This window comes from Segatella cerevisiae, assembly GCF_024054555.1.
GTDB classification, from domain to species: Bacteria; Bacteroidota; Bacteroidia; order Bacteroidales; family Bacteroidaceae; genus Prevotella; species Prevotella cerevisiae.
Genome location: NZ_JAMXLY010000077.1, coordinates 1 through 6,662 on the forward strand (window position 1 = coordinate 1; position 6,662 = coordinate 6,662).

Annotated in this window: 5 protein-coding genes and 2 pseudogenes; 6 read left to right on the forward strand and 1 reads right to left on the reverse strand. The window is 38.3% G+C overall.

The window, feature by feature from the left end; genetic code table 11:
- From NG821_RS12740 to NG821_RS12115, 5 genes and pseudogenes are all read left to right on the forward strand, one after another.
- Positions 1–101: pseudogene (locus tag NG821_RS12740) on the forward strand (IS30 family transposase); the annotation flags it as partial.
- Between the two features lie 19 nt (positions 102–120).
- On the forward strand, positions 121–1,101 hold the full coding sequence (locus NG821_RS12655; protein ID WP_394802091.1) for a DEAD/DEAH box helicase family protein: 981 nt from the start codon (positions 121–123) through the stop codon (positions 1,099–1,101).
- Positions 1,102–1,161: 60 nt separating this feature from the next.
- Positions 1,162–2,373, forward strand: a complete 1,212-nt coding sequence (locus NG821_RS12105; RefSeq protein ID WP_252761916.1) for an ISL3 family transposase — start codon at positions 1,162–1,164, stop codon at positions 2,371–2,373.
- Positions 2,345–4,030: a DUF3427 domain-containing protein gene (locus NG821_RS12110; RefSeq protein WP_252761917.1), complete on the forward strand. Its 1,686-nt coding sequence runs from the start codon at positions 2,345–2,347 to the stop codon at positions 4,028–4,030. Before NG821_RS12105 ends, NG821_RS12110 begins: the two co-directional genes overlap by 29 nt.
- Before the next feature lie 2 nt (positions 4,031–4,032).
- Positions 4,033–4,416, forward strand: a complete 384-nt coding sequence (locus tag NG821_RS12115; RefSeq protein ID WP_252761918.1) for a (deoxy)nucleoside triphosphate pyrophosphohydrolase — start codon at positions 4,033–4,035, stop codon at positions 4,414–4,416.
- 409 nt (positions 4,417–4,825) lie between these two features.
- Here the strand turns inward: NG821_RS12115 and NG821_RS12745 are convergent.
- Positions 4,826–5,242, reverse strand: a pseudogene (locus NG821_RS12745) (IS1380 family transposase); the annotation flags it as partial.
- Between the two features lie 230 nt (positions 5,243–5,472).
- On the opposite strand from NG821_RS12745, the gene NG821_RS12130 reads away from it, so the two are divergent.
- The gene (locus NG821_RS12130) at positions 5,473–6,582 is read left to right on the forward strand and encodes an ATP-binding protein (RefSeq protein ID WP_252761921.1); all 1,110 of its coding nucleotides are present in this window, start codon (positions 5,473–5,475) and stop codon (positions 6,580–6,582) included.
- Positions 6,583–6,662 lie beyond the last annotated feature (80 nt).

Here is a 6,662-nt window from a genome sequence, read left to right on the forward strand (position 1 = left end):
TTCAGAAAATAAAGATGATTGAGTATAAAATTAACACAAGACCAAGAAAGAAGTTGAACTTTGACTGTCCGCTTGAATCCTTTTATGATAAGATTATCTAAATTTGCACTTGCTTGTTGAATTCACCTACAGGCAACCGATTTCAAAGCTGTTAAAAAAATCTCGAGCCTCAATCACACAAAGGTCAAAGTATCTTATAATAATGAAGTTGATCGGCTACATGCCAAATCCTATCTGTTTCTCCGCAAGACTGGCTTTCATACTGCCTATGTAGGCAGCTCTAATCTTTCTGCCCCAGCCTTGACAGAAGGACTCGAATGGAACATAAAAGTTACGCAATCTGAACTTCCAGACATTATTCAGAAAATCAGAAATTCCTTTGAGGGCTATTGGAACAATGATCTTTTTGAAGAGTTTATCCCAGGAAAAGACGATGAACGTTTAAAAAACGCGTTAGATAAGAATTATGAAGCTCCTATTGACTACTCTATTCTTGATCTGATACAAGCCCGCGACTACCAAGAAAACATATTAGAGAAATTACGTATTGAACGAGAAGTCCACCACCATTATCGTAATCTTATAGTAGCTGCCACAGGTACTGGTAAAACCGTAATTGCAGCATTCGATTTCAAAAGATTTCGAGAACAAAACCCTACCGCTCGTTTCTTATTTATCGCCCATCGAGAAGAAATATTGAAACAAAGTTTGAAAACTTTCAGACAGGTTTTAGAAGATTATAACTTTGGAGATTTATGGGATGGCAACCATGAGCCGACTTCTTATTCGCAAGTGTTTGCAAGTAAAGACATCGTCAATAATCGGTTGGGGTCTCTTAACCTGCCTGATGACTACTATGATTATATAATTATCGATGAAGTTCACCATATAGCAGCCAGTTCTTACAGAAAAATCGTCAATAAATTTAAGCCCAAAATTCTTCTTGGTCTCACCGCGACGCCAGAGCGAATGGATGGAGAGGACATTACTCAAGACTTTGACGGACACATTGCAGCAGAAATCAGACTTGACACGGCTCTCAATAATCATCTTTTATGGTTCATCCGACAAATGCGTAGGTGTAAATTAAAATACGACTAAAAAAGAAGATAGCCAGGTTTTTTTGCTACCTTTGGTTTATCACAACAAAAGAATAGTAAAATGAATCCCAGCTATCTATATCACTCATTTGGTGTACGTCACCAAGAATGTACGAGAATCGAATACAAAGGTAACCAAAATATCCATCATATCCAGACAAAACCGGAGGAATTACGGTGTCCGGAATGCAATAGTCGGAAATTAATCCATTCCGGTAGCGTATATCGTTACATAAGAAGTGTACCTGTAGGCCGGCGAGAAACCATATTGAAAATGAAGGTCCGGCGAGTTGAATGTAAGGAATGTGGCTGTATCCGTCAGGAGAAGCTCCATTTCGTAACAGGTAAGCGGTCTTACACAAACAAGTTCGCCCGATATGTCGTTGGGCTCTCCCGCATAGGCACCATCAAGGATATAGCACAGTTTCTGAACATATCATGGGATACCGTAAAGGATATACAGAAGCGTTATCTCCAGCGCCACTATGGCAGTCCTGACCTAAACGGGTTGGAGTTCATCGGGATAGACGAGTTCGCAGTCCGTAAAGGGCATGTATACAAGACCATCGTTGCCGACTTGGTCACAGGCCATGTGGTGTATGTAGGAGACGGCAAGGGGGCAGATGCCCTTGATAAGTTCTGGGAGAAGGTGCGTAAGAAAAAGGTTCGGATAAAGGCTGTGGCAACGGATCTCTCAGCGGCCTTCATCTCCTCGGTAATGGCAAATGCACCGGATTCGACATTGGTCTTTGACCATTTCCATGTTGTCAAGCTGATGAATGACACTCTGGACAAACTGCGTAGGCAAGCCTATAGCCAAGAGGCTGACCTTATGAAACGCAAAGTGTTGAAAGGAGCACGCTGGCTACTGCTGCGCAATGGAGAGGATATATATGATTCCTGCCATCGGAACAGACTGGAGAATGCTTTGGAGATGAATGCGCCTCTAATGAAAGGCTACTATCTCAAAGAGGCATTGCGGGAGATATGGATGCAGGTTACCGGGAAACAAGGCGAACGGGTGCTTTTGGACTGGGTAAAACAGGCTAGGGATTCTAAGGTGCCGCTTCTGATTAAGTTTGCGAATACGCTGATGGCACACAAAAGTGGAATACTCGCATGGTACAACTACCATATCTCCACGGGTAAACTTGAAGGAATAAACAACAAAATCAAGACAATGAAAAGACAGGCGTATGGATATCGGGATGAGAAGTTCTTTGAACTCAAAATTCTATCGCTGCATGATAAAAACTACGCATTTGTCGGATGAACCTCTTTTATGTCCGTTTCATTATTATGGCATTACTGATTGTATAGACCTAAAAGAAGTACATTGGGATCATGGACATTATGACATCTTTGAGTTAAGTAAGATTTACAGGAGCAACGATCTACGTACAAGCCTAATCTTTAATGCTTTACAGAATTATCTTTCTAACCCTCAGAACGTTAAAGCGCTTTGCTTTTGCGTAGACATCGAACATGCCAAGTATATGGTAGCTAAATTCACCTTAGCAGGTCTAAAGGCCGATTATCTCACTAGCGACAATGCCGAAAGACGTAATATTCTCAGTAAAAAACTCAGAAAGGGAAAGATCAATTATCTTTTTGTCGTAGATATGTTCAATGAAGGGATAGACATTCCAGACATAGACACAATACTTTTCCTGCGGCCAACAGAAAGTTTAACCATATTCCTCCAACAATTAGGCCGTGGACTCCGCAAAGCTAAAGATAAACCTTTCGTCAACATTCTCGACTTTGTCGGTCAAAGTAATAAGGAATTCAACTATACCGATAGATTTCGAGCTATCATCGGTCGTACATCTATAAGCATTAAAGAAGAGTTTGAAAACGGATTTCCACATATGCCATTGGGCTGTCAGATTAAATTAGAACGCAAGGCTCGAGAATACATTCTAGATAATATTAATCATGCTATCAAATCATTCGGTTTGAGGAGCTTGGTCAACTTGGTAAAAACATGGCGTAATAACTTTTCTATTCCCCTCACCCTAACGAATTTTGTAAGGATGTATCGTGTGCCCTTAGAAAAGCTCTATAATCGCCATTCTTTCCATGAAATATGTTACCAAGCAGGAATCGTTGACCAGCCACTTGCCCATGAAAATATATTTCATTCAGCTGCACGTAATAAATGGCTTTCAACAGATAGCTATACCTATTTTTCATTTATAGAAAGACTATGTGAGAAAGGATTTAAGATAAATGTAAATCATCTCTCTCGTCTTGAACAAATGAGGCTTCTCATGCTTTATTATGACTTTTATCAACAAGCTGGCCACTTCGAACAACTTCAAGATATGGTCAATGAATTTGCTCTCGATCCGGATTTCATTTCTGAAGTTTCAGAGTTAATGGTCATTCTCAAAAACCGTTGTCAAACTTTGGAAGAAGACGATAATTCTAACCTGCCTGATTTCGCTTTAAAACTCCATGGTATCTATACACGTGACCAGATAAGGGTTGCGATAGGTACTTCAACTCTCGACAAACAGTCATCAGGTCGTGAAGGAGTAGAACGCAATAAAAATCTTAAAATTGAAGCTATGTATGTTGACATCATCAAAGACCGTAATGTAGGAGATTCGACCAATTATGATGATCATGCTTTGAGTTCTTATATATTCCAATGGGACACGCAAAATACGGTTTCTCCAGATTCTACTACTGGACAAAACTATATCAATTCCACTCAGACGATGCTCCTTTTTGTCCGAGAACAGAAGAAGTTTGCTGACGACAAGAGTAGAACTATGGGATATGTCTATCTTGGGAAAGTTGATTTTATGAGCTATGGGTACAAGACCGTAAGCTATGGCAAGCAGATGCAAATCAAATGGAAACTGGAAAGTCCGATGCCTGCCTCTGTCTATGATTTTTCCAAATATAAAACTGCTCTTTAAGAATGAAAACAATTCATGTTGTCGCTGCCATCATTGAACAGGATAGTAAATATTTTGCTACTCAACGTGGCTATGGAGAATTCAAAGACTGGTGGGAATTCCCCGGTGGAAAGATTGAAGTTGGAGAAACGCCTCAGAATGCCCTCAAAAGAGAAATCGAAGAAGAACTCAATACCGAAATTTCTGTGGACCAACTTATCCAAACCGTCGATTGTGACTACCCTTCTTTTCACCTCCACATGCAATGTTTCCTCTGCCATATCATAAAAGGTCATTTGCAACTATTAGAAGCTGAAAATGCCAAATGGCTGGATTGCGAGAATCTGTGTTCTGTCAAGTGGCTCCCTGCTGATAAAGAGGTAACGGAAATTTTAATCAGAAAATAATTGATCTATTGAGAAGGAGGAGATACATCAGTTCGCAACTCCTCTCTCTTTCTATAATACCAATGGCGATAAACAGCAATAATAGCCTTAAAGTCTAATCCTATCTTCTCTATAAATGAGGATAGTAATCCAAGAAAATCAGACAAAAACATATTAAGAAGGTCTGTACTTTATTAAAAGATGCGAATACCTGATAATCAATTATATCAAGAAATGATCGAGCTAATAAGACACAATGCAAATTTAATTAATTTCGGAGAGACAGGGGTCTCCCCAATTTGTTTTATTGCATTGCCTGTCAAATTTCTCCTTATTGGAGGCTACTCACCCCCAAACTCCCCGATGTTTTCCGGTATAGATTATTCCGTCTTACCAACACCTAGGAATTGCACTTCTATATTAAACTTGCCTGGCCTCTCTTCAGAAGTCCAAGCTGCAGGGCCATGTCAAAGCAGCAGGGAGTTTAGCCCCTTGGCAGGATCATCGCATAGACGGCACCAGTCTGGCTCGTATAGGCTATGCTCATCGAACGCAGCTCCTTCAGGCTGCGGGCAATGGTGTCGGAACTCGGTATCTTGGAGCCGGGTGCAGTTTTCAGATACTTACCTAGAATGGTCGTGATGTCCTCTATGTGGTCGCCACCGCAGAGATACATACAGAACAGTGCAAGCATAACGTCGCTGTACTAATAGCCATAACTGGCACAGCGCAATCTCAGGCGGCTGTCCACCAGCTTATCCAGTCCTGTACGCTTAAATTCGTCCATCAAGTAAAATATACCGCCATAAGGGGTAATGTTTTCATTTTTTATCGCTATCTTTGCCATGCTACAGAGAATTTAAGCTTCTTTTGTTTTCAACATAAAGTTAGTGAAAATTCTATTGATGGTAAAGCTCTGAGGAACTTATTGTTCCTCAGAGTGCTATAAATAATCTTGATAATAGATTACGCACTTAGTTGCGGATTTAAGGGGTAATAATTTTAATTTGCCACAAATAGAACAATATGTTATAGATAATTGGAATTAATTTACTACACAAATAAATACTATAAACAATGATACGAAAATTCGATTTAAATATAGAAAGAATTCTTGATAATTGGGAATTGAAACATGCAGTACGCGAAATCATAGCTAACGCTATTGATGAGCAGAAGCTATCTGGGACATCTGATATACAGATTTTTAAACGAAATGGAGAGTGGATTGTTAAAGATTTTGGTAGAGGTTTAAAATACGAAGATTTCACTCAAAATGAAAATAATGAAAAATTATCAGCAAAAGGCATTATTGGAAGATTTGGAATAGGGCTAAAGGATGCCTTAGCAACATTTGATAGAAACCAAGTTTCAGTTCTTATATTATCAAAATATGGGAAAATAACTTTAGGAAGATCTCATAAGAACGGTTTTGATGATGTCGTAACTTTACATGCTTATATTGATGATCCTATAGATAAAAATATGGTGGGAACAGAATTCCATTTGAAGAATATACCTGATGAAGCCATAGAAAATGCTAAAAAACTTTTTTTGAAATTCAATGATTATCAAATAGTAGGAAGAACTAAATATGGAGATATAATAGAAAATTCAGGCTATTATAGCAAAATCTATGTAAATGGAGTATTAGTAGCAACTGAAGATAATTTCTTATTTAGCTACAATATAACTTCAATAAATACACAACTTAAAAAATCAATGAATCGTGAGAGAACAAATGTAGGAAGAACTGCTTATGCCTCAATTGTTCGTGCGATGTTATTAGAATGTAAGGATGAAAAGGTTGCTGAAGAACTTAGTAATGATTTTAAAGGATATAGTTACGGAAATACACACGATGAACTAAAATGGATCGATGTACAACGACATGCTGTGCAAATTATGAATGAAAAACATAATGCAATATTTGTTACATCAAAAAATATACAAGAAAATAACGATCTGGTTACTGAAGCACGTGATGGTGGAGAAAATCATAATGGTTCAGATATCATTGTAATTCCTGAAAATCTTTACAATAAACTTTCCGACGATAATGAGAGTAAACCTGAAGAACAAAAGGTTCGAACTTTTGACCAATTTGTGACCGAACGTTCAAATAATTTTGAATATAAATTTACTCAAGTTTCGGAAGTAAAAAGAATTGATTTATTTAACAAATAAAAGTGAGTTTGAGTGCCCTTGTTACAGGGAAATTTTGTATATTTGTATTGATAAAATAAACAGACAAAACGCTCAAACTC